Source organism: Cryobacterium sp. W22_MBD10_FK3 (genome assembly GCF_052113745.1).
In the GTDB taxonomy this organism is placed as follows: Bacteria; Actinomycetota; Actinomycetes; order Actinomycetales; family Microbacteriaceae; genus Cryobacterium.
Genome location: NZ_JBGQOH010000001.1, coordinates 501,265 through 527,046, shown reverse-complemented (window position 1 = coordinate 527,046; position 25,782 = coordinate 501,265). Strand labels below are relative to the sequence as shown.

At 68.0% G+C, this 25,782-nt stretch carries 26 protein-coding genes; 20 read left to right on the top strand and 6 right to left on the bottom strand.

The window, feature by feature from the left end:
- The 3 genes from rpmF (at window position 1) to ACEN2M_RS02470 (ending at window position 2,061) form a co-directional block, all read left to right on the top strand.
- Entirely contained in the window at window positions 1–204 is a 204-nt protein-coding gene (gene rpmF, locus ACEN2M_RS02480) for a 50S ribosomal protein L32 (protein WP_066596228.1), read from the top strand.
- Window positions 205–342: 138 nt separating this feature from the next.
- Entirely contained in the window at window positions 343–1,020 is a 678-nt protein-coding gene (gene rnc, locus ACEN2M_RS02475; RefSeq protein WP_441646520.1) for a ribonuclease III, read from the top strand.
- A gap of 3 nt (window positions 1,021–1,023) precedes the next feature.
- The gene (locus ACEN2M_RS02470) at window positions 1,024–2,061 is read left to right on the top strand and encodes an Fpg/Nei family DNA glycosylase (RefSeq protein ID WP_441646519.1); all 1,038 of its coding nucleotides are present in this window, start codon (window positions 1,024–1,026) and stop codon (window positions 2,059–2,061) included.
- Here the strand turns inward: ACEN2M_RS02470 and ACEN2M_RS02465 are convergent.
- Window positions 2,012–3,148, bottom strand: a complete 1,137-nt coding sequence (locus ACEN2M_RS02465) for a GNAT family N-acetyltransferase (RefSeq protein WP_441646518.1) — start codon at window positions 3,146–3,148, stop codon at window positions 2,012–2,014. The two genes, ACEN2M_RS02470 and ACEN2M_RS02465, sit on opposite strands and share 50 nt — an antisense overlap.
- Window positions 3,149–3,391: 243 nt before the next feature.
- On the opposite strand from ACEN2M_RS02465, the gene smc reads away from it, so the two are divergent.
- Entirely contained in the window at window positions 3,392–6,994 is a 3,603-nt protein-coding gene (gene smc, locus ACEN2M_RS02460; RefSeq protein WP_441646517.1) for a chromosome segregation protein SMC, read from the top strand.
- Window positions 6,995–7,004: 10 nt separating this feature from the next.
- Here smc and ACEN2M_RS02455 read toward each other — a convergent pair whose 3' ends face one another.
- The gene (locus tag ACEN2M_RS02455; protein WP_441646516.1) at window positions 7,005–8,555 is read right to left on the bottom strand and encodes an FAD-binding protein; all 1,551 of its coding nucleotides are present in this window, start codon (window positions 8,553–8,555) and stop codon (window positions 7,005–7,007) included.
- Window positions 8,556–8,573: 18 nt separating this feature from the next.
- Here ACEN2M_RS02455 and ftsY point away from each other — a divergent pair, with 18 nt between their 5' ends.
- Window positions 8,574–9,449, top strand: a complete 876-nt coding sequence (ftsY, locus tag ACEN2M_RS02450; protein ID WP_441646515.1) for a signal recognition particle-docking protein FtsY — start codon at window positions 8,574–8,576, stop codon at window positions 9,447–9,449.
- An 8-nt stretch (window positions 9,450–9,457) separates the two neighbouring features.
- Entirely contained in the window at window positions 9,458–9,964 is a 507-nt protein-coding gene (locus ACEN2M_RS02445; RefSeq protein WP_441646514.1) for a DUF2004 domain-containing protein, read from the top strand.
- A gap of 67 nt (window positions 9,965–10,031) precedes the next feature.
- Here ACEN2M_RS02445 and ACEN2M_RS02440 read toward each other — a convergent pair whose 3' ends face one another.
- Window positions 10,032–11,546, bottom strand: a complete 1,515-nt coding sequence (locus ACEN2M_RS02440; protein ID WP_441646513.1) for an MFS transporter — start codon at window positions 11,544–11,546, stop codon at window positions 10,032–10,034.
- Window positions 11,547–11,595: 49 nt separating this feature from the next.
- Here ACEN2M_RS02440 and ACEN2M_RS02435 point away from each other — a divergent pair, with 49 nt between their 5' ends.
- The 3 genes from ACEN2M_RS02435 (at window position 11,596) to ACEN2M_RS02425 (ending at window position 14,735) form a co-directional block, all read left to right on the top strand.
- Window positions 11,596–12,213: a TetR family transcriptional regulator gene (locus tag ACEN2M_RS02435; protein ID WP_441646512.1), complete on the top strand. Its 618-nt coding sequence runs from the start codon at window positions 11,596–11,598 to the stop codon at window positions 12,211–12,213.
- An 82-nt stretch (window positions 12,214–12,295) separates the two neighbouring features.
- Complete coding sequence (ffh, locus tag ACEN2M_RS02430) at window positions 12,296–13,867, top strand: signal recognition particle protein (RefSeq protein ID WP_441646511.1); 1,572 nt, start codon at window positions 12,296–12,298, stop codon at window positions 13,865–13,867.
- Between the two features lie 61 nt (window positions 13,868–13,928).
- The gene (locus ACEN2M_RS02425; RefSeq protein WP_441646510.1) at window positions 13,929–14,735 is read left to right on the top strand and encodes an LLM class F420-dependent oxidoreductase; all 807 of its coding nucleotides are present in this window, start codon (window positions 13,929–13,931) and stop codon (window positions 14,733–14,735) included.
- Between the two features lie 28 nt (window positions 14,736–14,763).
- On the opposite strand, the gene ACEN2M_RS02420 is transcribed toward ACEN2M_RS02425, so the two are convergent.
- Both ACEN2M_RS02420 and ACEN2M_RS02415 read right to left on the bottom strand, forming a co-directional pair.
- Window positions 14,764–16,410 (bottom strand): DUF222 domain-containing protein, encoded by a 1,647-nt coding sequence (locus ACEN2M_RS02420; protein ID WP_441646509.1) that lies wholly within the window; start codon window positions 16,408–16,410, stop codon window positions 14,764–14,766.
- 65 nt (window positions 16,411–16,475) lie between these two features.
- Window positions 16,476–17,618, bottom strand: coding sequence for a glutamate--cysteine ligase (locus ACEN2M_RS02415; protein WP_441646622.1), 1,143 nt, complete (start codon window positions 17,616–17,618; stop codon window positions 16,476–16,478).
- A gap of 301 nt (window positions 17,619–17,919) precedes the next feature.
- On the opposite strand from ACEN2M_RS02415, the gene rpsP reads away from it, so the two are divergent.
- The 11 genes from rpsP (at window position 17,920) to ACEN2M_RS02360 (ending at window position 25,250) form a co-directional block, all read left to right on the top strand.
- Window positions 17,920–18,336, top strand: coding sequence for a 30S ribosomal protein S16 (gene rpsP / locus ACEN2M_RS02410; protein WP_441646508.1), 417 nt, complete (start codon window positions 17,920–17,922; stop codon window positions 18,334–18,336).
- A 2-nt stretch (window positions 18,337–18,338) separates the two neighbouring features.
- Window positions 18,339–18,575, top strand: coding sequence for an RNA-binding protein (locus ACEN2M_RS02405; RefSeq protein WP_066596208.1), 237 nt, complete (start codon window positions 18,339–18,341; stop codon window positions 18,573–18,575).
- 21 nt (window positions 18,576–18,596) lie between these two features.
- Window positions 18,597–19,277 (top strand): ribosome maturation factor RimM, encoded by a 681-nt coding sequence (gene rimM / locus ACEN2M_RS02400; RefSeq protein WP_441646507.1) that lies wholly within the window; start codon window positions 18,597–18,599, stop codon window positions 19,275–19,277.
- A gap of 93 nt (window positions 19,278–19,370) precedes the next feature.
- Window positions 19,371–20,237, top strand: a complete 867-nt coding sequence (locus ACEN2M_RS02395) for a formate/nitrite transporter family protein (RefSeq protein WP_441646506.1) — start codon at window positions 19,371–19,373, stop codon at window positions 20,235–20,237.
- Between the two features lie 10 nt (window positions 20,238–20,247).
- Window positions 20,248–21,027, top strand: coding sequence for a tRNA (guanosine(37)-N1)-methyltransferase TrmD (gene trmD / locus ACEN2M_RS02390; RefSeq protein ID WP_441646505.1), 780 nt, complete (start codon window positions 20,248–20,250; stop codon window positions 21,025–21,027).
- 10 nt (window positions 21,028–21,037) lie between these two features.
- Window positions 21,038–21,595, top strand: a complete 558-nt coding sequence (locus ACEN2M_RS02385; RefSeq protein ID WP_441646504.1) for an MFS transporter — start codon at window positions 21,038–21,040, stop codon at window positions 21,593–21,595.
- 203 nt (window positions 21,596–21,798) lie between these two features.
- The gene (rplS, locus tag ACEN2M_RS02380; protein WP_441646503.1) at window positions 21,799–22,143 is read left to right on the top strand and encodes a 50S ribosomal protein L19; all 345 of its coding nucleotides are present in this window, start codon (window positions 21,799–21,801) and stop codon (window positions 22,141–22,143) included.
- A gap of 110 nt (window positions 22,144–22,253) precedes the next feature.
- On the top strand, window positions 22,254–23,000 hold the full coding sequence (lepB, locus tag ACEN2M_RS02375; RefSeq protein WP_441646502.1) for a signal peptidase I: 747 nt from the start codon (window positions 22,254–22,256) through the stop codon (window positions 22,998–23,000).
- 31 nt (window positions 23,001–23,031) lie between these two features.
- Entirely contained in the window at window positions 23,032–23,676 is a 645-nt protein-coding gene (locus ACEN2M_RS02370) for a ribonuclease HII (RefSeq protein ID WP_441646501.1), read from the top strand.
- 25 nt (window positions 23,677–23,701) lie between these two features.
- Window positions 23,702–24,025: a DUF2469 family protein gene (locus ACEN2M_RS02365; RefSeq protein WP_130176401.1), complete on the top strand. Its 324-nt coding sequence runs from the start codon at window positions 23,702–23,704 to the stop codon at window positions 24,023–24,025.
- A gap of 37 nt (window positions 24,026–24,062) precedes the next feature.
- Window positions 24,063–25,250, top strand: a complete 1,188-nt coding sequence (locus tag ACEN2M_RS02360) for a dipeptidase (protein WP_441646500.1) — start codon at window positions 24,063–24,065, stop codon at window positions 25,248–25,250.
- Window positions 25,251–25,254: 4 nt separating this feature from the next.
- Here the strand turns inward: ACEN2M_RS02360 and ACEN2M_RS02355 are convergent, their stop codons facing one another.
- Entirely contained in the window at window positions 25,255–25,698 is a 444-nt protein-coding gene (locus tag ACEN2M_RS02355) for a nitroreductase/quinone reductase family protein (protein WP_441646499.1), read from the bottom strand.
- Between the last annotated feature and the right edge of the window lie 84 nt (window positions 25,699–25,782).

Here is a 25,782-nt window from a genome sequence, read left to right as displayed (position 1 = left end):
ATGGCAGTCCCGAAGCGCAAGCAATCACGCTCCAACACCCGCTCACGCCGTTCCTGCTGGAAGGCCGAAGCCCCCACCCTGGTGAAGACCATGGAAAACGGCAAGGTCGTCTACAGCCTGCCGCACCGTGCCAAGGTCGTCACCGACGCCGCCGGCACCGCACTCTTCATGGAGTACAAGGGCCGTAAGGTCGCTGACGTTTAGTCAAAAGGTTTAGTCAAGGGGTGGTGCGCAACCGTGTCAGGTTCTGACGCAAATCCCGGAACAGTCGATGCTCCTGCAGCGAATCCCGCTGCAGGAGTTTCTGCTGCCCGGAAGCAGGCCGGGTCGCCGGACGATTCGATGGCTGCCCTGCAGCAGATCCTCGGTCTGCAGGTCGACTCCGGCCTTCTGGAGCTCGCGCTGACGCACCGCTCCTTCGCGTACGAAAACGGTGGCCTGCCCACGAACGAACGCCTGGAGTTTCTGGGCGACTCGATTCTTGGCCAGGCCGTGACCGTGATGCTGTACCGCGACTTCCCGTCCCTTCCCGAGGGCGACCTCGCCAAGCGCCGGGCCAGTCTGGTCTCCACGGCCGCGCTGTCCGAGGTCGCCCGGGGGATCGGCCTGGGCCGCTTCGTGCGCCTCGGGCGTGGCGAGACCCTCACCGGCGGCCGCGACAAGTCGTCGATCCTCGCCGACACCGTCGAGGCCCTCATCGGGGCCGTGTACCTTGACACCGGCGTCGAGTCCGCGACGCGTTTTGTGATGCGCCTGCTGGCGCCCATGCTCGCCGACCCCGGCCACTTCGGGATCTCCATGGACCCCAAGACCAGCCTGCAGGAAGCCGCAGCCCGGCTCGGAGCCGGTGTTCCGGTCTATGCGGTCGCCGAGAGCGGTCCTGACCACTCCAAGGTCTTCGTCGCCACGGTCACGGTCGGCACCGCTGTGACGGCCACGGGGGAGGGCACCAGCAAGAAGCACGCGGAGATGGCCGCTGCCCTCGACGCGTGGACCACCCTGCGCGCCACCCGCAGCTGACCCGTGCCCGAACTCCCCGAGGTGGAGGTCGTCCGTGCCGGCCTGGAGAACGCAGTGTCGGGCGCGACAGTCACCGGTGTCGAGGTCTTCGACCAACGCTCTCTGCGCCGCCACGACAGGTCGCTCGGTGAGTTCGACGCACTCCTGACCGGGGCCCGCATCGATGCGGCCGTGCGGAGGGGAAAATTCCTGTGGTTTCCGCTGCAGCCGCACCCTCCGGTCCCGGACCGCACAGTCCTGGACCGCACAGTACCGGACCGCACAGTACCGGACCGCGCCGTTCCTGAGCGCACAGTTCCGGACCGCGCGATCGTGGCGCACCTGGGCATGAGCGGGCAGGTGCTGCTGCGAAACGCCGGCGAGCCGCCCGAAAAGCTGCTGCGCATCCGTCTCAGCCTTGAACACCCCGTGCACGGCGAGCTGGCCCTGCACTTCGTGGATCAGCGCATCTTCGGCAGCATGGCCGTCGACAGGCTGCAGGCCACCGGTGACGGCCATCCGGCCGGATACGCGGGGCCCGGCCTGGCTCCGGGTTCCCCACCCGCAGGCGGAGCAGCTGCCACTGCCGCGGTCTGGGCGGGCCTGATCCCCAGCCAGGTGGCGCACATCGGCCGCGACCCGCTCGACCCGTGGTTCTCCGCAGCGGAGTTCTATCGCGCGCTGGGTCGTAGCCGGTCGGGAATCAAACGAGTACTGCTCGACCAGAACGTCGTCAGCGGAATCGGCAACATCTACGCCGACGAAGCCCTGTACGAGGCCAGGGTGCACTTCGACCAGCCCGCGGCCTCACTCTCAACGGTCACGGCCCGTCGTTTGCTGAACGCCGTACGGGCGATCCTGTCGCGCGCCCTCGCGGAGGGCGGAACAAGCTTCGACGCCCAGTACGTGAACGTGAACGGCCAGTCCGGCTACTTCTCGCACAGCCTCAACGCCTACGGGCAACACGGCCGCCCGTGCCCGCGCTGCGGCACGGAGCTCGTTCGGGCCAAATTCATGAATCGCTCCTCGCACTTCTGTCCACGCTGCCAGCGCCTGCGCTGACCCTGCGCCAGGCTCCCTCGTAGCCCATCGGCACAAAACCGAGCGCCTCGTTCACGCTGAGCATGTGGCGGTTCTCCTCGGCGTTGAAGGTGGTCACAGATGGCACCAGCGGAAAGGCCTGGCCCAACTGCTTCAGATTCGCGATCTTCAGCAGCATGCCCAGCCGGCGACCGCGGTGTTCCCGCAGCACGAGGGTGTCTTCCTGGCTGGCGGCCCGGGCGGAGCCCGCCGGCACCGACAACTCGGTGAAGCCGGCCAGATGCCCGCTCGGCCGGTGCAGGATCGCCGTCACCAGCGCCGTGCGCGGGCCGGCCGCGCCGGCGTCCTGGTCGGCGATCAGCCGCTCAACGGTCCAGACGTCCTCCGGTTCCTCGAGGCCGGCGGTCGGGGCATCGGTCGACATCCGCGTGTACAACTCGGTGAAATCCTCGAGCCAGCGTTCCGGGGTGCGCCCGGTCCAGCTCACCAGGGCGTAGTCATCGCCGGCGTGCCGGGCGGCGGTGCGCTCGAGCTCTGCGAGCACGTCAGGGTCAACAGGCAGTTCGAGCCGGCTGCCGCGCTCAACCTGCTCCAGCCTGTACCCGCGATGCAGCAGGAAGAGCACCTCGGGGTTTGCCAGCGGCACCGAACCGAAACCCGTCGGTGCCATCAGACGCTCGGCGGACTCCCCCCGGTCGACGTGCTCGGGGGAGACGGCGTAAACCACCCGGTTCGCACGGTTCTCGGCGTCGGCGATCGCCTCCAACCGTGCTGCTAGAGCGCCGCCGATTCCCCGCCGGCGAAACTGCGGCAACACCTCGACGCTCAACCACGCATAGTCGGACGAGGGCTCGGCCAGAGTCTCGTACACCGCACGACCCACGATCTGCCCCTCCGCCCTGGCAACCAGCAACCGGCGTGGTGCGTGTTCGAGGGTGTGCCATGCGGGCAGGAGTTCCTCGGCGGTGAACGTCAGTTCGTCGGTGCCGTACGCGAACATCTCCACGGCGTTCTTGACGTGCACCGACGCGGCGAAATCAGTCCAGCCCGCGCCGTTCGGATGCTCAGGGATGGCGAGCTCATCGATCGTGAACGCATCATCGGTCATGGTCGATCAGCGTACCCGCGGCGTGCCGCCGGCAATAGGCGCGTCCGTGTCAGCCCGCTCTTCAAGATCCCCGAACCCGCCTTCGCAGGGGCCTCAGGGCGCAGGCGGCGGTAATCGTGCCCACCAGCGGGCCGATCCCAGTGATTGAGCGCTGGTCGGGTACCGTTAGCCGTGACCAGGCGGTCACTATCCGGTGGCCACGATGCGGCGAGCGCGGTGCCGGCGCGAGGGAGGGTGGACGGGGTGTATCTGAAGAGCCTCACCCTCAAGGGTTTCAAGTCCTTCGCCCAGTCGACGACCTTCGCCTTCGAACCCGGGGTCACCTGTGTCGTCGGTCCCAACGGTTCCGGCAAGTCGAACGTCGTCGACGCGTTGGCGTGGGTCATGGGCGAGCAGGGCGTGAAAACGCTCCGCGGCGGCAAGATGGAGGATGTCATCTTCGCGGGCACCTCCACCCGCGGACCCCTCGGCCGGGCCGAGGTGATCCTGTCGATCGACAACAGCGACGGCGCGCTGCCCATCGACTACGCCGAGGTGACGATCTCGCGCACCCTGTTCCGTAACGGGGCCAGCGAGTACGCGATCAACGGGCGCACCTGCAGACTGCTCGACGTTCAGGAGCTGCTCAGCGACTCCGGGCTCGGCCGCGAGATGCACGTGATCGTGGGGCAGGGGCAACTGGATGCTGTGCTGCGCGCCAGCCCCGAAGAACGGCGCGGTTTCATCGAGGAAGCCGCGGGGATTCTCAAGCACCGACGGCGCAAGGAAAAGACCGTTCGCAAGCTCGAGGCGATGCAGACCAACCTGACCAGGCTCAGCGACCTGGCCGGCGAGATCCGGCGCCAGCTCAAGCCGCTCGGCCAACAGGCCCAGGTGGCCAGGCAGGCCCAGCAGATCGCTGCCACGGTGCGGGACGCCCGCGCCCGGCTGCTGGCCGATGACGTGGTCGCCCTGCGCACCGCGCTCGACACTCACGGGCGCACCGAGAGCGAAAAGCACTCCGAGCGGATCGTCATCCAGGACCAACTCGATCACAACCAGGTGCGGGTGCGCCGACTGGAGGAGGCCCAGGTCGGCGACGCCGTGGACGTCGCCCGCCGCACCGCCTTCGGGCTCGAATCCGCCCAGGAACGGCTGCGCGGCCTCTACACCCTGGCCAACCAGAGACTCGCACTTCTCGGCACGCAGGCCGAACCTGCCGAACGTGCGTCCAGCATCACGCCCCAGCGCGTGCAGGATGCCGCCGCAGAGGTCGACAGGCTCCGAGCCGGAATCTCCGCCGCCGAAGACGCCTGGTCCAGCGCGCGCACGGCGACCGCCGCGGTGCGGCGCGACCTCGACGCCGTCGACGACGAAATCGCCGCGCAGTCGGCTCTCGTGTCCAGGCATGACCTGCAGGTCTCCCACCTGGCCGGACAGGCCGACACCGCGGCGTCCCGCCTGGCGGCGGTGCGCGGCGAAGTACTGCGCCAGCAGGGCGCCCTCGACTCCGCCCGCGACCGCCTGGGCGCCGCCCGCGACCAGCTCGCCGCCCTTGACGACGCCGATGAGGCTGACGAGCCTGCCGTAGACCTCGCCGAGGTCCTGGAGAGCGCGGAGGCCGAGGTCGCCCGGGCCGAGACCGACCTCGAGCGACTGCGGGAACTCCTGCACGGCGCGGAGCGCGAGCGCGACGCCCTGGCGGCCCGAACCGGCGCCCTGACGCTGGCTCTCGGCCAGAAAGACGGGTCGAGCGCCCTGATCGGTGCAGGCCTGCCCGGCATCAGGGGGCTGGTCGCCGAGCAGATGAGCGTGCAGCCCGGGTTCGAACGCGCGATCGCCGCGGCACTGGGTTCCCTGGCCGACGCCGTCGCCGCCGACGACCGAGCGGCCGCCATCGCCGCTGTGGAGCACGCCGATGCCGACAACCTGGGCAGGGTCGAGCTGGTCATCGCCCAGGCCGGAGATCACACAGCAGGACCACCCCTCGACCTGACCGGGCTGGCCGGCAGTCGAGCCGCCCACACCGTCGTCACGGCACCGGACGGGGTTCTCGGCCTCCTGGCCCGAACCGTGATCGTCGACGACCTCGCCGTCGCCGTGGCCGCGGCAGATGCCCTCCTGAGCGCCGGAACGGCGTACCCGGTCACGGTGATCACGCTGGCCGGCGATGTGCTCACCGCCCAGTCGCTGCGTGGCGGGGCAGGGGCCGCGCCCAGCAAACTCGAACTCGTCACCGAACGCGACGCCGCCGAGAGCCGCCTGGCCGAGGTGACCTCGCAGATCGCCCAGGTCTCCGGGGACCTCGGCGAGCAGCGCACCATGCTGGCCACAGCGAAGGAGCAGACCCGGGCCGCCAGGGTGGCACTTCGGGAGCAGAGCACCCGACAGAGTGCGCTGGCCGACCGGCGCAACCGCCTCACCGTGCAGGCGGATGCCGCGTCAGCCGAATTCGACAGGCTGTCGGCGGCGGCCGACCTGGCGTCGGCCGGGGTCGCCGAGGCCGAGCGCGCAGCGGCCACCAGCGCCGCCGCCCTGAGCACCCTGCGCTCCACGCCCCGACCCATCCTGGACGTCAGTGCACGCGACTCCCTCTACGCCGAGCTGGAACGTGCCAGGGAGACCGAGATCGAAGCACGTCTGCAGGTCGACACGGCCAGAGAACGGGTGCGCAGCGGCCAGGCCAGGGTGGAGGGTCTCACGCGGCAGCTCGCAGCCGACCGGGCCGAGGCCGACGCCGCTGCCCGCCGTGCCGTCATCCGTCGCCGCCAGGTGCACGCCGCCTCTGCCGTCGCCGACGCGTTACCCGCGGTCCTGGCCTCGATCGACGGTGCCGTTGCCGAGGCCCGCCAGCGGCTGGCCGCCGCCGAAGCCGAGCGCGCCAGTCAGAACGAGGAGCTCAGCGAGCTCCGCCGCGCCGAGAGCGGGCTGCGCACCCGCCTACAGGCCATCACAGAGAACGTACACGGCCTCGAGCTGGCGATCTACGAGAAGAAGCTGCAGCTGTCGGCTTTCCTGGAGCGCGCCGCGGGCGAGCTGGGGCTCGTCGAAGAAGTGCTCGTGGCTGAGTACGGTCCAGACCAGCCCGTGCCTTCCGGGCAGGCCGGGGCCGGACCGCACGGATCCGTCGGCCTCGATGGCGACGATGACGACATCGCCGCCGACGACCTGATCCCGTACGACCGCGCCGCCCAGCAGGCGCGCCTGGCCGCCGCGGAACGCAAGTATGCCCGGCTGGGGCGCATCAACCCGCTGGCCCTCGAAGAGTTCGCCGCCCTGGAGCAGAGGCATTCCTTCCTCACCGAGCAGCTCACCGACCTCACCAACACCCGTGCCGACCTGCTCACGATCATCGACGACATCGACGACAAGATGGGCACCATCTTCGCGAGCGCTTTCGACGACACTCAGGCCGCGTTCGCGGAGGTCTTCCCGGTGCTCTTCCCCGGGGGGAGCGGCAGCATCCAGCTCACCGACCCCTCCGACATGCTCACCACCGGGATCGAGGTCTCGGTCAAGCCCGCGGGCAAGAAGATCGAACGGCTCTCGTTGCTCTCCGGCGGCGAACGGTCGCTGGCCGCCGTTGCCCTGCTCATCGCGATCTTCAAGGCCAGGCCCAGTCCGTTCTACATCATGGACGAGGTGGAGGCCGCGCTCGACGACGCCAACCTGGGCCGCCTGCTGACCATCTTCGAGGACCTCCGCACCACCAGTCAGTTGATCGTCATCACCCACCAGAAACGCACCATGGAGATCGCGGATGCGCTCTACGGGGTGTCGATGCGGCAAGACGGTGTGTCCGCCGTTGTGGGCCAGCGCATCGTTCGCGAGGCCGGCATCCCGGCGGCCGACGAGCAGGCGTCGTGACGCTTCGGGCCTAGCTGAGCAGGTACGCCGCCGGCAGCGGTCGATTGCTGCGGAACAGGTTCTCCGGATCGACCGCCTTCTTGACCTGCCCGAGCCGCTGCAGGGTGTCGGGCGCGAAGGCGAGGGACAGGTCCTGCTCGGCTGCGAGCAGCGACGGAACCGTGCGCGGCGTTCCGACGGCCTGCAGGGTGTCCGCCAGGGGCTGGAAGAGCAGATGCCGCTCCGCTCCGACCGGGACCGGCGCGCCGGGCGGCAGGATGGCCGCCGCGAACAGCACGAATGCCGCATCCAGATGCCCCGCTGCTCCATCGGCGCCCACGGCGGCGTCAACGAGCAGCCCGCCCAACGGCCGAATCTGCAGCAGCGTGAGACCCGCGTAGCTGCCGGTGCGGAAGGCCTCGATCAGTTCGGCGATGGTCGCCGGCTCCAGCTCGGTCACCGCCATGGCCCAGTCGAGGGTGGCCGAGGGCTCCTGGGGCTCGGCCGATACATCACCGAGCTGGCCGATCGAAAACGCGTGGCTGAGATCCGCGATCACCGGTGCGATGGTGCGCAGAGGGGCCAGCAGCGCCTGGCCGTCCGCCTCGGTGCCCACGAAGACGGCATCCACCTGGGTGAAGCTGCGGCCGCGCAGGAGTTCCGGCACCGCCGGGGTGTCGGGCAGATTGATCATGCCCAGGAACAGGCTCAATTCCGGGGGTGCATCCAACAGGACGTCGAGCGCCGCACCGAAAACCACCTCGGCCGATTCCGCCGGGAACAGGATCTTGCCGCCGAAAAGGTCCGGCGCCGGGAACAGGTCGATTTCGAGAGTCGTCACCACGCCGAACAGGCCGCCGCCGCCGCGGAGCGCCCAGAGCAGATCGGGATCGCTTTCCCTGGTGACCCGGCGCAGTACCCCGCGCGCATCGACCAGCTCGACCGCGCGGATCGAGTGCGCCGCCAGCCCCTTCCACCGGCTGAACCAGGAGTGGCCACCGGAGAGCAGATACCCGGCGACGCTCACATCGGGGTTCGACCCGGCGAGGGCCACCAACCCGGTGCCGTCGAGGCGAGCCAGCAGGGTGCCCCACGGCACGCCGGCGCCGACGCGGGCGAACCGGGCGAGAACGTTGACACTCACCTCGTCGAACGCCGTGGTGCGCACCAGGATCGTGTCGGTGAGGTCGGTGCCGGCGCCGTGCCCGCGCGGTTGCACGGTCACGCCCGCGCCGGCCTCGCGGGCGGCGACGATGATATGGCGCAGGTCCCGCACGGAGCGGGGCCGGGCGATGGCGCGCGGCTGCTGGTCGACGGCGAGGTTCCAGGCCGCCCTGGCGTCGTCCCAGCCCGGAGCACCGGGCAGCAGCACGCTTCCCTCCAGTTGGGCATCCAGATCGGCCAGGACGGTGGGGGTCGCGGGGGACATCGGGCATCCTTTCGCTCGGGCGGCAACGGCGCTACCGGTGAAGATACCCAGCACCCCGGACCCCGCGCCACCCCACGGCGGATCGCCGCCGGCATCGCCCTGGCCGTGGGCGGCGCCGTCGGCGCGCGGGTCGGGTGCGCACGGCCGGTCCACGCCGACTAGCCTTGACCCATGGCAGAACGCACCCCGTGGTCCCTCTCCGGCGCATTGCGCGGAGTGTTCGCGAAGAAGACGATCGACGCAGACACCTGGGATGACCTCGAGGACTCGCTGATTCAGGCCGACTTCGGGCCGGACATCACCGATGCGATCGTCGCCGAGCTTCGCGCCAAGGTGGCCAGATACAACACGACCGACCCCAAGGACCTGCACCGGATGCTGCGGGAGGGCATCGAGGAGCGCCTGGCCAAACTCGATTCCACCCTGAACCTCAGCGCACGGCCCGCCGTGGTGCTCGTGGTCGGCGTCAACGGCGTCGGCAAGACCACCACCATCGGCAAATTCGCGAAGTTCCTGCGTGTCTACGACCGCAGCGTGCTGATCGGCGCCGCCGACACCTTCCGCGCCGCCGCGGTGGAGCAGCTGGCCACCTGGGCCGAGCGCGCCGGCGCCGAGATCGTCAAGCCGCAGGCGCAGGGCCAGGACCCGGCCTCGGTGGCCTTCCAGACCGTCGAACGCGCCATCAACACGGGCACCGAAATCGTCATCATCGACACCGCCGGCCGCCTGCAGACCAAGGGCGGGCTGATGGACGAACTCACCAAGATCCGCCGGGTGATCGAGAAGCAGACCCCCATCTCCGAGGTCCTCCTGGTGCTGGACGCCACCACCGGCCAGAACGGCCTTGCCCAGGCGGAGGCCTTCATCGAGCACGCCGGGGTGACCGGGCTGGTGCTCACCAAGCTCGACGGGTCCGCCAAGGGCGGCTTCGTCCTGGCCGTGCAGGAGAAGACCGGCATCCCCATCAAGCTCGTCGGGCAGGGTGAGGGGATCAACGACCTCACCGGATTCACCCCGCACGTTTTCGCACAAAAACTCGTCGGATAGGACGTCTCATGACCATCGAACACGACTTCTTCGGAATTCTCGGCAGCGACGACGACAGCGGCGAGGTGTACTGGTCCGACACCGTCGAACTGGGCGACCAGAACGTCGAGATTGACGTGAGCTCGCCCGACGAGGAGTCGGTGTCCGCCGAGGCCCTCGACATCGTCGCGGCCATGATCAACGCGTTGGAAGACCTGGATTCCCAGGCCAGGGAGTCGCTCGTGGCCGACCTGAGCGCCGAGGTGTCGGTGACCAGCCAGTTCATCGTCGCCCAGTTCGAGGAGGTCGACGGCGAGGTGCTGGAGGACGCCCTGATCTGGGATTCCGGGGACAAACAGATCGACTTCCTGCGGTCCATCCAGCTGCAGCGGATCGGGTTCCACCCGCACCACATCGGCAATGACCAGCATTTCGCGGTGCTCGACTACTCGATCAACCCGCACGAGACGGATGCCCTGCTCGTCGTCACCCTCGACGTGCACGGCGACACGATCGTGATCGCCGCCGACAGCTAGCCTCGGTTGCGCACGGCGAAGGCCCCCGGTGGAAACCGGGGGCCTTCGTGTGTTGCGGGTGGGCGCTTCAGCCCAGGTGCACGGCGCCTTCGGTGCCGAGCAGGTCCTCGGCGCGCGGACGCACCATGAAGAACGCCACGGGGGCGGCCAGGAAGACACCGACGGCAGCCCAGAAGAAAGCAGCCTGGTAGCCGTCGACGAAGGCCTGCAGCTGGGCGACCGGAGTGCCGTCTCCGCCGGCGAGAGTGGCAGCGACCGCCGAGGTGTAGAGCACAGTGAACACCGCGGAGCCAATCGAACCGCCGATCTGCTGCACGGCGGTGACGGCGGCACTGGCGGCGCCGGCGTCGTGCGCGTCGATGCCGGCCAGAGCCACGTTCTGCAGCGGCACGAAGATCATGGCCAGGCCCAGGCCCATCAGGATCAGCCCGGGCAGCACCTCGACGACGTAGCTGCCGCCCACGGTGATGCGGGAGAGGTAGAGCAGACCGGCCGCCACGACGACGGGGCCGACTGTCATCGGCAGCCGCACACCCACCCGGGGCAGGAACTTCGAGAGCACCGCCGCGCCCACGATGATCATGGCTGTCATGGGCAGGGAGGCCAGGCCGGACTGCAACGGCGAGAAGCCGAGCACGATCTGCAGGTGGAAGGTGAGGAAGAGCAACCCACCCAGCAGGGCGGCGCCGGTCAGGGTGCCGGTGATGAACGCGCCACCGCGCACCTTGTTGGCGAGAATGCGGAGCGGCAGCAGGGGGTGGTTGGAGCGGCTCTCAACGAGCACGAAGAGGGCCAGCAGCACAACGCCGAGCGGGATGAAGACGAGCACCTGCCACGAGGACCAGCCGTTCTCGGCCTGGGCGAAGCCGAAGACCAGCGAGCCGAGGCCCAGGGCCACCAGGATCGCGCCCGGCACGTCGTACCGGGTGTTGCCGTGGGCCTTGCTCTCTGTGATGATCGGGATGGCGGCGACGATCGCGACAACGGCGATCGGCACGTTCACCAGAAGGCACCAGCGCCAGCTGGCGTATTCGGTGAGCACGCCGCCGAGCACGAGGCCGACGGCCGCGCCACCGCCGGCGATAGCGCCGTAGACCGAGAACGCCTTGATGCGGTCCTTGCCGCCGGGGAAGTTCACCGTGAGCAGCGCGAGCGAGGCCGGCGCGAGGAGGGCCGCGAACAGGCCCTGCAGGCCGCGGGCGGCGAGGAGCTCCCAGGTGCTTTGCGCCATCCCACCGAGGGTGGACGCCACGGCGAAGCCGGCCATGCCCACGATGAAGGAACGCTTGCGGCCCCAGTAGTCGGCGATGCGGCCGCCGAGGAGGAGGAGGGCTCCGAAGACCAGGGCGTACAAGGTGACGACCCAGGTGCGATCGCCGTCGCTCATGCCGAGGTCGGTCTGGGCGTGGGGGAGCGCGATGTTGACGATGGTGCCGTCGAGCACCACGGTGAGCTGAGCGAGGGCGACGATGGCCAGGAGCCACCAGCGGCGCGGGTTGTGCGCTAGTTCCGCGGGGGTGAAGGAGTCTGTTGTTGACGGGGTGGAAACCGGAGGGACGCCGGTCGCGCTCGATTTTGACATGCCGAGAACTCTACCAAACGAACTAGTTCGTTTTGTTACACTCGGGGGTATGAACAGTGACGAATCACCGTCCGGTCTGGCCCCGCGGGAGCCTGAACCCACCCGCCAGCGCATCCTCGAGGCCGCCAGGGTGGAATTCGCCGCCCGTGGGCTGGCCGGTGCCCGCATCGACCGGATCGCCGGCAATGCCTCGGCGAGCAAGGAACGGCTCTACGCGTACTACCGGAACAAGGCTGAGCTCTTCAGTGCGGTCCTGGAGCTGAACCTGATTGAGTTCGCGAACGCGGTGCAGCAATACGCGGGCGAGACCCTGCCCGAATTCGCTGGTGCAATGTACGACCACGCGGTGACCCATCCGGAACACCTGCGAATGATCGACTGGGCCAACCTGGAGGGCCAGGACGCGATCAACCCGCCGTTGACCCTCATCAACGACTTCCACGCCGAACGGCTCCGCGGCGTCATCGCCCTGCAGGCGGCCGGCGCTGTCGACCGCTCCTGGGATCCCGACCACCTCAACGCCCTGGTTTTCGGAATTGTCTCCTGCTGGATCCACGAGCCGTCATCGGCCCTGACCGCAGACCGGGAGCCGGATGCCGATGCGGTCATCGCCCGGCGGGCCAGCGTGGTGCGGGCCGTCGAGCGCCTGATCACCCCCGACGCCTGATTGCCGCCGGATCGGGCGCCGAACGGGCCGGAACGCCACGGGTGAGCCGAAGCGGCCCGGATCCGGTTAAACTAAGACCACAATGGCTACTTTTGGAAACCTCTCAGATCGCCTCGCCGAGACGTTTAAAAATCTCCGCACCAAGGGCAAGCTCAGCGCCGCGGATGTCGACGGCACCGTCCGCGAGATCCGTCGCGCCCTCCTCGACGCCGACGTGGCGCTCGAGGTGGTCAAGGAATTCACCGGCAAGGTGCGCGAACGCGCCCTCGGTGACGAGGTCAGCAAGGCGCTGAACCCCGCCCAGCAGGTTGTGCAGATCGTCAACGAGGAGCTCATCCAGATCCTCGGTGGCCAGCAACGCCGCCTCGAATTCGCCAAGAAGCCGCCGACCATCATCATGCTCGCCGGCCTCCAGGGTGCCGGTAAGACCACCCTGGCCGGCAAGCTCGCCAAGTGGCTCGCCAAAGACGGTCACACGCCGATCCTCGTCGCCGCCGACCTGCAGCGGCCCAACGCCGTCACGCAGCTCGAGGTCGTCGCGGCCCAGGCCGGCGTCGCGGTCTACGCACCCGAGCCCGGCAACGGCGTCGGCAATCCGGTCAAGGTCGCCCGAGACGGTGTCAAGTTCGCCCAGCAGAAGCTGCACGACGTGGTCATCGTCGACACCGCCGGGCGCCTCGGCGTCGACGCCGAGATGATGAAGCAGGCCGCGGACATCCGCAAGGCCATCGACCCCGACGAAGTTCTCTTCGTCATCGACGCCATGATCGGCCAGGATGCCGTGGCCACCGCCCGCGCATTCCAGGACGGCGTGGACTTCACAGGTGTTGTGCTCTCCAAGCTCGACGGCGACGCCCGCGGTGGCGCGGCGCTGTCGGTCGCGTCGATCACCGGCCGGCCGATCATGTTCGCGTCCACGGGTGAAAGCCTCGACGACTTCGAACCGTTCCACCCCGACCGGATGGCCAGCCGGATCCTCGACCTCGGTGACATACTCACCCTGATCGAGCAGGCCCAGGGCGCCTTCGACGAAGACGAAGCGCGCAAGATCGCGGAGAAGTTCTCCACCGACACCTTCACCCTCGACGACTTCCTCGGCCAGATGCAGCAGCTGCGCAACATGGGTTCGATCAAGAAGATGATGGGCATGCTGCCCGGCGCCGGCGCCATGAAGCAGCAGCTCGAGAACTTCGACGAACGCGAGATCGTGCGCACCGAAGCCATCATCCAGTCGATGACCAAGGCCGAGCGAGTCACGCCCAAGCTCCTCAACGGCTCACGTCGCCTGCGCATCGCCCGGGGATCAGGGTCCAACGTTTCCGAGGTGAACCAGCTCGTGGCACGGTTCGAGCAGGCCGCCAAGATGATGAAGACGGTTGCGAAGGGCGGCATGCCCAACATTCCCGGCATGGGTCCGATTCCCGGCGGCATGGGTGGCAAGCGCCCCCAGGTGCAGCAGAAGAAGAAGGGCTCGAAGTCGGGCAACCCGGCCAAACGCGCCGCGGAGAACGCGGCCATCGCCTCCGGAGAGAAGCTCGGCGGCGCGCCGGCGACAGGCGGCTCGGGCTTCGGCCTCGGTGGCGGTGTGAAGGCGCCGGCCGGCGGCCCGTCGCCCGAGGAGATGGCGGCACTGCAGAAGATGCTCGGCCGCTAACCCGGCTGGCGCTCGCGCACGCCTGAGCGGGTTGGGCGAGGTCGGGGATTAGGATTTTGCAATGACCTCTCCCCAGCCCCGTCCGGTACGCCTCGGTGTACAGATCGCCCCTCAGCACGCCGACTACACGTCGATCCGCAACACTGTCTCGGCCGTGGAAGCCCTCGGCGTGGACGTCGCCTTCAACTGGGACCACTTCTACCCGCTCTCCGGCGATCCCGAGGGCCTGCACTTCGAATCCTGGACGCTCCTCGCGGCGTGGGCCGAGCAGACCAGCGTGATCGAGATGGGCGCCCTGGTGAACTGCAACAGCTACCGCAACGCCGACCTGCAGGCAGACATGGCTCGCACCATCGACCACATCAGCGGCGGGCGCTTCATCTTCGGCACCGGCTCGGGCTGGTTCGAGCGTGACTACGACGAGTACGGCTACGACTTCGGCACCGCTGGCACCCGGCTGGATGCCCTCGCCGCCGACCTGCCCCGCATCGAATCACGCTGGGCAAAGCTGAACCCGGCGCCGGTTCGTGACATCCCCGTGCTCATCGGCGGGGGTGGCGAGAAGAAGACTCTGCGCATCGTTGCCCAGCACGCCGACATCTGGCATTCGTTCTCCAGCCCGGACGTGCTCACCCACAAGCTCGGGGTGCTGGGCACCTGGTGCGACACCGTGGGCCGCGACATCAACGAGATCGAGATCTCGACCGAATTGCGCGGCAAGACCACCGACGAGGCCGACGAGCTCTACGAGCTCGGCACCACCCTCTTCACGCTCGGCATCTCCGGCCCCGCTTACGATCTGGCCCCGGTCGTGGATTGGATTGCGTGGCGCGACAGCAAGAACGCTGTGAACACCCTCGCGTCCTAGGCCTCCTTCTCCAGCTTCTCAAGCGTCTCTAGAACGGCGGGTTGCCGGGCACCGGCGGCGCTGGGTGCCGCTTCGGCCGGTGCCGGGGCAGCAGGTAGCTATCGTCGGCGGGCCGTCTGCGGGTGGTCGGCCCAACGAGCGGTGGCCGCGGCCGCGGTGGTCCCATCGGGTTGGCCGGATCGGTGCGGTAACTGCGCTGCCCCGGCGAGGTCCACAGCAGAATCCCGCCGGGTTCCTGGGTGACCCGCCATTGCGAGAGGTGTTTGAGCCGGTGGTGCGGTTCGCAGAGGTGGGCGAGGTTGTCGCTGTCGGTTCGGCCGCCTTCGGCCCACGGGTCGGTGTGGTCGACGTCGCTGGTCACCGCGGGGCGGGCGCAGCCGGGGAACCGGCAGGTTTCGTCGCGCACCCGCAGCCACTTCTTCATGGCCTTGGTGTTCTTGTGCTGGGTTTTGCCCAGCGAGAGCACCACCCCGGTCTCGGGGTGGGTGAGCAGCCGGGTGAAGCTGGGTGCGTGGCCGGCGATCTCCCGGGCGGTCTCGGGTGAGATCGGCCCGTACCCCTCCAGGGTGGCGGGTTCCTCGTCCAAGCCCAGCAGGGTCAGCACGGGCACGGTGATCATCACCGTGCCGCGGATCCCGGCGCCCATCCCGTCCGGGGTGATGCCGTCTAGCAGCAGCGCCCGGGTGACATCGGCGCGGAGCTGATCCAGGGTGCGGGTCGGCAGCTCCTCGGCAGGGTCCTGGCCGATGCCGGCTGCCGAGTCGATCCCGAACGCGGCACCGCTACCGATCCCGGACCCGGCGTCCGGGTCGTCAGCGGTGGTGAGGTCGCCGATCTTCTTCAGGCTCACGGCCATGGCGTTGATCCGGTCGTAGGCGGCTCTGGTGTCGTGCGCGGTGCCGTACCAGTGCAGCCAGCCCATCCCGTCGGCGGCGGCCTCCCAGCGGGTGTGCCGCTCGGTCAGGGCGTTCGTGGTGCGGGCCACGATGGTCTCCGGGTGCAGCCGCTCCCGCAGCCTTCGGGCCTTGTCCTTGAACCGGCCCACCGGCAGCCGCTTCGCCTCCGGCAGCACCTTCGCTTCGAATGCCGCGTGCTCGTCGTCGGGCAGGGTTCGCATCTGGTCGACGAGGGTGGTGGCGTGCCGGTAGCTGATCTCTCCGGTGCAGAGGGCTTCGAAGGTGGCCGGGGCGCACATGACCCAGCGGGCTTGATCCATCAGGTGTTCCACCGTGCGTTCGGCCATCCGCAACAGGCAGGCCGTCTCGCTCACGATGGTGCGGCGGGCCACGTCCCGGCCCTCCCATCGGCTGTACGCGGCCGCGCGGGCCTGATCCTCGGTCAGGGTGGCCGCGTTCGCGTCGGCCAGCCGGATGCTCTCCGGGCTGCCGTGCAAGCGCGAGGACACCTGCGGGTCCTCACTCCAACCCTGCAGGTCGACGAGATACTCGACCTGCCGGGCCTGTGCTTGGGCGATGAGCCGGGCCTCGGCCGCGATCAGTTCCGTGCGCCGGGCCAGCTCCGAGCGGACGAACTCGTCCAGGGTCGGGCGGGGAACGAACGGCGCCGACGGAGCAGGGGCAGGGGCAGGGTCGGGGGTGAATCCAGGTGGAGCGGACTCCGGAGAGCGGTGGTCATCATCCGGAGCGGGCGGTGGTGCCTGGTCGGGGTTGCTCATGGTGAGATCGTCTCACCTACCACCGACAGTGAGCCCGCCCGGAGTCACCACTGCCCGAACTCGGTCTAGGCGGGCGGCAGCAGGCCCTCACGGAGTTCGCGGGCGAGAGACGCGACGACGGCAGGCAGCTGGCCGTCGTTCAGAGCCGCAACGGCCAGCTGGCGCTGGTAGCTGGCGCCGTGGTCGAGGATCAGGTTCAACTGCAGCAACTCAGGCAGGCAGCCCAGCCGCACGGCGGTGGGGGAGAGCACCTCGACCAAGCGGCGCACCTCGTCGGTCACCATTCGCTCGGTGCCCGTCGAGTTCACGATGATCTCTGCGGCCAGGCCGTAGCGGGCCGCGCGCCACTTGTTCTCGCGAACGAACCACGGCTGCATGGTCGGAACCGGGCGACCAGCGTCGATCTCCGTCGACATCCACTCGACCAGGCACTGAATGAGTGCGGCGATCGCGCCGAGCTCCTCCACGGTCGACACGCCGTCACAGGCGCGCACCTCGATCGTGCCCCACCGCGGTGACGGACGGATGTCCCAGCGCACCTCGGTGGCGTCCTCGATGATCCCGGTGACGGTGAGGTCGTTGACGTACGCCTCCCACCCGGCCCAGTCTTCGAGCCGCCAGGGCAGCCCGGCGGTCGGCAGCTGTTGGAACATCTGGGCGCGGTTGGAGGCGTAGCCAGTGTTGACCCCGGCCCAGAACGGGCTGGACGCGCTCAGTGCCTGCAGGTGCGGCACGAAGCTGAGCATGCCGTTGAGGATCGGGATCACCTTGTCGCGGTCCTCGATGCCCACATGCACGTGGATGCCCCAGATCATCATGTTGCGACCCCACCACTGGGTGCGGTCGATGAGCTTGTGGTAGCGCTCCTTGTCGGTGACCTGCTGGTCGAACCACTGGCCGAACGGGTGCGAGCCGCTGCAGATCGGGTCGATGCCTCGGGGATCGGTGATGGCGCGCACCTCGGCCACCTGCCCGGCGACGTCGGCGACGGCGCCGGCCACGGTGTGGTGCACCCCGGAAACGAGTTCAACGGTGTTCAGGAGGAGTTCCCCGGTGATGTGCGGGTGCGGGGAGCCATCGGGGCCCCTGAGGGCGTCGAGGACCTCGTCAGCGATCGAGACGAGGTCACCGGTCTCGCGGTCGACCAGGGCGAGTTCCCACTCGATGCCGACCGTCGAGCGCTCAGAGCGAGCGAATTCGATTGCCACGGTGTCGATTGCCACGGTGCTGTCCTTCGCGATTCGAGCCCCAGGTGCGGGGCGATGTGGCCCAATCCTGACAGCTAAACGGCCGGGCCGGCGTGCGCCGCGCTACACGGCGTCATGACGACATCCGGGATCTCAGAGTTCGATTATCACAAAGTGGTCGATGTCTGACACAATGATTAGTCGAGTTCCGTTGCGCCCGACCCTCTAATCCGGCGTAACACGAACCTTATTGAGCTTGTGCCGAGTGTGCCCCCACGCTCACGGCTGTCAGTTCGCCAAACATCTAAATCACAGGAGAATTGTGGCTGTCAAAATCCGTCTGAAGCGCATGGGCAAGATTCGTGCGCCGTACTACCGCATCGTTGTCGCCGACTCGCGCACCAAGCGCGATGGTCGTGTCATCGAAGAGATCGGCATCTACCACCCCACGCAGGAGCCTTCGGTCATCGAGGTCAAGTCCGAGCGTGCCCAGTACTGGCTCTCCGTCGGCGCCCAGCCGACCGAGCAGGTTGCGGCACTCCTCAAGCTGACCGGCGACTGGGGCATCTTCAAGGGTGACAAGAACGCCGTCTCCACCGTCAAGATCAAGGAGCCGAAGGCTGCCTTCGTCGCCGACGAGAAGAAGAAGCCGGTTCTCAAGCCCAAGGCCGACAAGCCTGCGGCCAAGGTCGAGACCGAAGAAGTTGCCGCAGAGGCAACCGAAGAGGACAAGGCGTAATTTTGCTCGCTCCCGCGCTTGAGCACCTCGTCAAGGGAATCGTTGATCACCCGGACGACGTGCACGTTGTAGCCCAGAACTCACCCCGTGGCGAGGTGCTCGAGGTTCGTGTGAACCCCGAGGACCTCGGTCGGGTGATCGGCCGCGCCGGTCGCACCGCCAAGGCGCTGCGCACTCTCGTGGCCGCTCTGGCCGATGGCAAGCGCGTACGGGTCGACGTTGTCGACACCGACTTCTGATCGGGTAGTGACTAGCCCCTCATGAGCGACGACAGCACGATCCGGGCCACCCAACTGCGGGTGGGGCGCCTCACCAAGGCCCACGGCCTCAAGGGCGCCATCAAGCTGGAGCTGTTCACGGATGACCCGGGACGACGTTTCGTCCCGGGCGCCGTGTTCACCCTCCAGGTGCCGACCAGCTCACCCTGGCACGGCAAGACCATCGAACTCGTCGAGCTGCGCTGGTACAACCAGCACGCCGTCGGGTTTTTCAAGGGCGTGCCCGACCGCGAAGCCGCGGAGACCCTGGCCAAGGCGATCCTCTGGATCGACCAGGACTCCGCCGAGCAGACCGACGAAGAAGACGCCTGGTACGACCACCAGCTGGTGGGCCTCGCCATCGTCCGCGACGGCGTACAGATCGGTACGCTGACTCGCCTCGAGCACCTGCCCGCCCAGGACCTCCTGATCGTGAAGACCGCCAACGGCGAGGTGATGATCCCCTTCGTGAAGGCGATCGTTCCCAGCGTCGACGTCAAGGCCGGCGTCATCACGATCACCCCGCCGCCCGGCTTGCTCGAAGAGCTTCCGGACGAGCCGGACGCCGACGAACCGGCCCCAGCCGACGCTGACACCGATTCCGACACCGATGAACCGGTGGCGGATCCCGAAACCTCCGAAGAACCGGCAGCGACGCCGACTCCAGACGGTCAGGGCGCATAACCGCCCCTGACCCAGTTCACGGGGAGAGGCGCGCCGCGCCACACCTACTTCACGTTCGTTGATATCGCGGCCGCTCAAGAGGAGTACCGTCGCATGACCTACGTGAATCCGGATCACCTGATTGATGAACTCGTTCACTCCGGGGTCGTCAAGTCCAACTTGACCGCCCGCCAGATGTTCCTGCGCGGTGGCCTGTCCGGGGCGATCCTCGGCGCGGCAACGTCGCTGGCCCTCACCGCAGCCGCCCAGACCGGGCTGCCGATCGTGGGGGCAATTCTCTTCCCCGTCGGATTCTGCGTCATCCTGATGCTCGGCCTGGAACTTGTGACGGGCAGCTTCGCCCTCATCCCATTGGCCATCCTCGAGGGCCGCACCACCCTCGCGAAGGGGCTCAAGAACTTTGCCATCGTGATCCCGGCGCACATCGTGGGCGCGGGCCTGTTCGCACTGCTGTACGTGGGCGTCATCACCTACCTCGGCACTGACACGACCGACCCGATGATCCAGGCGATCATCCACATGGCCGAGCACAAGGTGCTCCCGTACGAAGCCGTCGGCGCCGGCGGCATCCTGGTGGCCATCGTCAAGGCCATGCTTTGCAACTGGATGGTGGCTCTGGGCACCATCATGTTCTACACATCGAAGTCGGCCGCGGGCAAGATCCTGGGCATGTGGCTGCCCGTGCTCACCTTCTTCGGCCTGGGGCTCGAGCACGCCGTGGTGAACATGTTCGTGATCCCGGCCGGCATGCTGCTGGGCGCCGACATCAGCTTCGGCGACTGGTGGGGCTGGAACACCGGCCCCGTCCTGATCGGCAACTTCATGGGCGCCGTGCTGTTCACGGCCCTGCCGCTGTACTTCTCCCACCGCAACCGGATCAACCGCGCGGCCGCCCTGCCCGACAATGCCGCCGCCGCGGACGCTCCCAGCGCGCCGGAACTCGCTGCCACCCACTCGTAGAATTGCCCCTATGCGCATCGACATCATCAGTATTTTTCCGGAGTTCTTCGGTGTGCTGGACATCTCCCTCCTCGGCCGGGCGCGGCAGGCCGGCCTGATCGACCTTGCCGTGCACAACCTGCGCGACTTCACCCACGACAGGCACAACACCGTCGACGACACCCCATACGGCGGTGGCGCCGGCATGGTGATGAAGCCCGAACCCTGGGGCGAGGCGCTGGACAGCATTCTTCCGGCCGACACCGGCGCCAACACCGGCACCGACACGGATGCGGGCCCGGTGCTGATCTTCCCGTCGCCGGCGGGTGAACAGTTCACCCAGGCGATGGCGCGAGAGCTCGCCCAGGAGCCGCACCTGGTCTTCGGCTGCGGCCGCTACGAAGGTATCGACCAGCGCGTGGTCGATCACTTCGCGGGCCGCGGGCGGGTGCGCCTGGTCAGTCTCGGCGACTACGTGCTGAACGGGGGAGAGGTGGCCGTGATGGCCATGATCGAGGCGATCGGGCGGCTCATTCCCGGCGTCGTCGGCAACCCGGAGAGCCTCGTGGAGGAATCGCACGAGGACGGCCTGCTGGAGTACCCGAGCTACACCAAGCCCGCCAGCTGGCGCGGGCTGGATGTGCCGCCGGTGCTGCTCAGCGGCAACCACGGCGCGATCGCCGCCTGGCGTCATCAGCAGCAGATCGATCGCACCCGAGCGGTGCGCCCCGACCTCTTGCCGTTCGACAACGCCGACGCCGAGCTTCTGCCTCCAGCGAACTCCAAGGCTCGACGCGCCGCTCGCGGGTAATCTGGGGACTGTGATTCTCCGCAGGGTCTTCTACTACTGGCAGTTCGTGGCCGTTGGCGCGCTTCCGCTCTGGCTCATGGTCGCCGCCTCGGTTTTCGGCAGCACGGCCTGGCAGGTGCTCGGCGCCACCTTCGGGGCGGTGACCATCGGGTTCGGGTTGCTCGTGGTGAGCCTGCTCTTCTTCGCCCGCAAGGAGGTGCGCGTCGACAAGGCCGTCTCCTGGGCCGATGTGGGCGTGCTCACCCTCTGGCACGCTCTGATCGTGCTCATGGGCGTGTACTCGGTCACGGCACCCTGGCTGTCGGTGCTCGTTGTCCTGGTGGGCCTCGGCGCCTTCTGGTTCGCGCTCTGGGAGCTTTTCGATGCCGCGCGCAAGCGCGTGCGCGAGGCCATGGTCTACATCGACGAGACCGCCAGGTTCGGCACGGTCCCGTCCGGCCCGAGCCCGTTCCCCACCATGACCGACCGGCCATCGGGCCGCCCGGATTCGGCCAGGCAAGACCCGGCGCATCCGACGCCGGCCGACCCGTCGGTGATCATCATCCAAGAAAAGCCGGCCGACAACTAGGTCGTGCGCGCACCGGGGTTTGGTGCCGGGTGCTGTTTAGTGGCAGAATAAGCGTTTGTGCCGCGGCATGTCTCTGCCACAGGGGAGCTGCATTCATATCGGCACGCACACACTCAATTGGTCGCCACCAACTCACCTTCGGTGAGTGGGCGGGGCGCCACTAAAACGTCCTCGACCTGTGGCGGGTACAGAGAGCGAATAACATGCATATTCTCGACCAGGTGGACGCGGCATCGCTGCGTTCAGACATCCCGGAGTTCCGCGCCGGCGACACCGTCAAGGTCCACGTCAACATCGTTGAAGGCGCGCGTTCGCGTGTTCAGGTCTACCAGGGCGTCGTCATCGGCCGCTCCGGCGAAGGCGTTCGCGAGACGTTCTGCGTCCGTAAGGTCAGCTTCCAGGTCGGCGTCGAGCGTACCTTCCCGGTGCACTCCCCGGTCATCGACCACATCGAGGTCATCACCCGTGGTGACGTGCGTCGCGCGAAGCTGTACTACCTCCGCGGGCTCCGCGGCAAGAAGGCCAAGATCAAGGAAAAGCGCGACTAAGAACCGGCAGCCGCGACTCGCCAGACCAACAGCCTGAGCGTTTTCGCAGCCCGCTGGATTTCCCCCTGAGCTCCTCCCCGCTAAACTGGGCGAGGAGCTCAGGCGGTTAAATGACAGACAACACTCTGCCCTCGCGATCGCATCGCCTGGAATCAGATTCGTCGCGCAAGAAGCGCGGCGTCGCGATCTTCATTCGCGACCTTCTCATCATTTTCGTGGTGGCACTGCTCATCTCGTTCCTGATCAAAACGTTCCTGGTGCGCTCGTTCTACATCCCGTCCGGGTCGATGGAGAACACCCTGCTGGTCAACGACCGGATCATCGTCAACCAGCTCGAACCGGGCCTGCTGCCCGTCTCCCGCGGTGACGTCGTCGTGTTCCGCGATCCGGGTGGATGGCTGCCGCCTCAGGCGCCGCTCGAACAGAACCCGATCGTCGCGGCACTCGACTGGACCATGGCCGTGGTGGGGCTGTCCGCCCCGGACAGCAACGACCACCTCATCAAGCGCATCATCGGCCTGCCCGGCGACCACGTGGTCTGCTGCAACACGCTGGGCCAGATGAGCGTCAACGACATCCCGCTCAGCGAACCGTACGCACTGCTGCCCCCTGGCCAGTCGAGTGTGTCCAAGGACGCGTTCGACGTCACCGTTCCGGAGAATTCGCTCTGGGTGATGGGCGACAACCGCTACGACTCGCTCGACTCCCGCTACCACCCGAACGCGCCCGGCAAGGGCTTCGTGCCGATGGACAACGTCGTCGGCCGTGCCCTGGTGATCAGCTGGCCGTTGGACCGGTGGAGTTGGCTGGGCGACTACCCCGAGGTGTTCCGCGGGGTCGAAGAGGCCGACGAATGAATCTGATCCACCCCGCGGCACGCTCATGATGATGGCGGTGGTCGAACCGACCCTCGAGGTGGAGCTCGCCATGCTCGCCGCCGGCGCCAGCTGCGTGATCGGCTGCGACGAGGTCGGCCGCGGTGCCCTCGCCGGTCCCGTCGCCGTGGGAGTCGCGGTGGTGACGAGCGATGTCGGAGCCTTCCCGGCTGGGCTACGAGACTCGAAGTTGCTGAGCGAACCGCGCCGGGAACTGCTGGCCCCGCTCGCGGCCGCGTGGGTGCGGCACAGTGCCGTGGGGCTGGCCTCGGCCCTCGAGGTCGACACCGTTGGCATCATCGCCGCGCTCGGTCTGGCCGGTAAGCGCGCACTCGGGCAGCTGCACGCCGCCGGCGTCGATATCGCCGGCGGAGTGGTGCTCCTGGATGGCAACGACGACTGGCTCAACAAGGCCCTCACCACCCCGCTCTCGGTCGTGACGCGCATCAAGGCGGACCAGGACTGCGCGTCGGTCTCCGCCGCATCCGTGATCGCCAAGGTGCACCGCGACAGACTGATGATCGCGGCCGACCTGACCACGCCCGGCTACGGCTGGACGGGCAACAAGGGTTACGGCAGCGCCGCGCACATGAGCGCCATCGGTGCGCTCGGGCCCAGCGAACACCACCGACTCAGCTGGCTCAAAATCCCCGCCTAGCTTCTGCGCGTAAGATTGTCTCACCATGGAAGAAGAAGAGTTCGAGGACTACGACCGCGAGGTCGAGTTGGCCCTATACCGCGAGTATCGAGACGTTGTGGGGCAGTTCCAGTACGTCGTCGAGACCGAGCGCCGCTTCTATCTCGCAAACGAGGTTGAACTCGTGCGTCGTGACACCGAACACGACTTCTACTTCGAACTGACGATGAAGGATGTCTGGGTCTGGGACGTGTACAGGTCCGACCGGTTCGTGAAGTCGGTGCGGGTGCTCACCTTCAAAGACGTCAACGTGGAGGAGCTCGCGTCGAAGGAGTTCGAACTGCCCAAGGAACTCGCGCTCGACGAGTAGCCCGTTCCTGCGGCCGCCCGGCTGCTAGCGTGTGCGGATGACCGCTCGCAAGAACTCGTCCCGTTCCGCTGCCGCCCGCGCCGGAGCCCCCCGTACGGACGATGCATCGACCGGCACCGCGGCCCGCCACCGCGCCACGCCGCATTCGGTCGACACCGCTCAGGCAACCGTCGACGCGGCCCTGGATCTGGCTCCGCTCATCGACGGCCACAACGACTGGGCGTGGGAGTGCCGCGAAAACCGGGACTACTCCGTCGAAGGTCTCGACGGCGCGCTCAGCACCGACACCGATATCAACAGACTGCGCGCCGGCCGGGTGGGTGCCCAATTCTGGTCGGTCTTCGTCGAGGACACCCTCGCGGGCGCCGACGCCGTGCAGGGCACCCTGGAACAGATCGACTGGGTCTACAGGCTCGCCGCCAGGTACCCGGAGACCTTCGTGATCGCCACGAGCGCAGCCGATGTGGAGAACGCCCGCGCGAGCGGACGCATCGCCTCGTTGCTGGGAGCGGAGGGAGCGCACTCCATCAACGACTCGCCTGCCGTGCTGCGGATGCTGGCCAGGCTCGGTGTGCGCTACCTCACCCTGACTCACGTGCACAACACCGACTGGGCCGATTCCGGCACGGACGAACCAGTTCACAACGGCTTGAGCCCCCGCGGCGTGGAGTACGTTCGGGAACTCAACCGGCTCGGCATGCTGGTGGACCTCTCGCACGTCTCGCCCGCGACAGCGCACGCGGCGCTGGACGTGAGCAGTGCCCCGGTGATTTTCAGCCACAGCTCCTGCTCCGGCGTCACGGCGCATCCTCGCAACGTGCCCGACGATGTGCTCAGCCGTCTGGCCGCGAACGACGGCGTGCTGATGGTCACGTTCGTGCCCCAGTTCGTCTCGGCGGAGTACGCCGTCTGGTTCGGCGGCGACAAAAGCACGCCGGCTCCCCGGGTGACCGTGGCGCAGGTGGCCGACCACGTGGAGCATGCCCGCGCCGTGGCCGGCATCCGTCACATCGGCCTGGGCGGGGACTTCGACGGCACCGACGACTTTCCCGACGAGCTCGACGGCGTCGACGGATACCCGGCGCTGTTGGTCGAACTGGCCCGGCGCGGCTGGAGTGCCGCCGAGTTGGCCGCGTTGGCCGGCGCCAACGTACTGCGCGTGCTGCGCGCCACGGATGCCGCGTTCGCCGGCGACGACTCGGCGCTCACGCGGCTGACCCGCTGATGCCCTAGGGCGTGCGCGGTTCGCAGATGACCACAGGGATGTTCCGGGCGGTCCTTCGCTGGTAGCCGGCATACCCCGAATACGCCCGCACGATCGCGGGCCACAGCGCCGCCTTCTCGGCCTCGCTGGCCGTGCGGGCCCGCATCGGCCGGGTGATTCCGTTCTCGGTGAGCTCGACATCGGGCTGGTCGACCAGGTTGAGGTACCAGAACGGGTGGCGGTCGTCGCCGCCCTTCGACGCGATCAGCACCACCCGGTTCGCCTCGTGGATCGGGGCGGTGAGCATCGTGGAGCGCCGCTGGCCGCTTGTGCGCCCGATGGTGTGCAGCTCCACCACGGGCATCGGCCCGATCTTCCAGCCGAGCCGGCCGCGGGAGAGCATCTGCAGCGACCGGTGCACGGCGTTCATCGCTCGCATGGACAGGTCGGTCAGGCGGTTGGAGATCACCGGATCAGCCTAGGCCTGTGGCCTTGCGCCCCGTATCGCCGCCGCTGGTTGACACCCGTACGGGGGATGGATACCGTCCCCTGC